We start from the raw sequence: 1,130 nt of genomic DNA on the forward strand, positions 1-1,130 counted from the left end.
CCGCAGCCCTGCCCGCACCACCTTCATACCGGCCTCCTCGTCATTTATAGAGAACTCTGTATCACAGAGTAAATCGACCAGCAAGGTAGCCGGAACCGCAAAGACTCCCTACGTTGCCGGCTCCTCAACGCACCGCGAATCGCATGGCCCGACTGCAGTCCCCCCAAACCCTTGCCAATGTCGGCGAATTCACCGTTTCCGAGCTGTCGCAGGCGCTGAAGCGGACGGTCGAGGACACCTATGGGCATGTCCGGGTGCGCGGCGAGATCACCGGGTTTCGCGGGCCGCATTCGTCGGGCCACTGCTATTTCGCCCTGAAGGACGAGGGCGCCAAGATCGAGGCGGTGATCTGGAAGGGCGTGGCCGGGCGGATGCGGTTCAAGCCGCAGGAAGGCCTCGAGGTCATCGCCACCGGCAAGCTGACCACCTACCCGGGCTCGTCGAAATATCAGATCGTGATCGAGGCGCTCGAGCCCGCCGGCGTCGGCGCGCTGATGGCGCTGATGGAAGAGCGCAAGAAGAAGCTCGCCGCCGAGGGCCTGTTCGACGAGGCGCGCAAACAGCTGCTGCCGTGGCTGCCGGAGGTGATCGGCGTCGTCACCTCGCCGACCGGAGCGGTGATCCGTGACATCCTGCACCGCCTTGAAGACCGTTTCCCGCGCCGCGTGCTGGTGTGGCCGGTGCGGGTGCAGGGCGAAGGCTCGGCCGAGCAGATCGCCGCCGCGATCCGCGGCTTCAACGAACTCAGCCCGGATGGGCCGATCCCGCAGCCGGATCTGCTGATCGTCGCGCGCGGTGGCGGCTCGCTGGAAGATCTATGGTCGTTCAACGAAGAGATCGTGGTCCGGGCCGCGGCCGACAGCATGATCCCGCTGATCTCGGCAGTCGGCCATGAGACCGACGTCACCCTGATCGATTTTGCCGCCGACAAGCGTGCGCCGACCCCGACGGCGGCGGCCGAAATGGCCGTCCCGGTGCGCGCCGAGCTGTTCGTCGAAGTCGGCGGGCTGGCCCGGCGGATGCTGTCGAGCTGGCAGCGCTGCCAGGATTTCCGCCGCAACGAACTGCGCGCCGCCGCACGCGCCCTGCCCGGCGCCTCCGACCTGCTGGCGATCCCGCGGCCGCGGCCC

The 1,130-nt window shown here is 67.6% G+C and carries 1 protein-coding gene; it reads left to right on the plus strand.

Features of this window, described 5'->3' with window-relative positions:
• Positions 1–143: 143 nt before the first annotated feature.
• Positions 144–1,130, plus strand: a 987-nt coding sequence (gene xseA / locus DYI24_RS26945) for an exodeoxyribonuclease VII large subunit (RefSeq protein WP_164574499.1), incomplete at its 3' end; no start/stop codon positions are given.

The organism is Rhodopseudomonas sp. BR0C11 (assembly GCF_010820945.1).
Classification (GTDB): Bacteria; Pseudomonadota; Alphaproteobacteria; order Rhizobiales; family Xanthobacteraceae; genus Rhodopseudomonas; species Rhodopseudomonas palustris_H.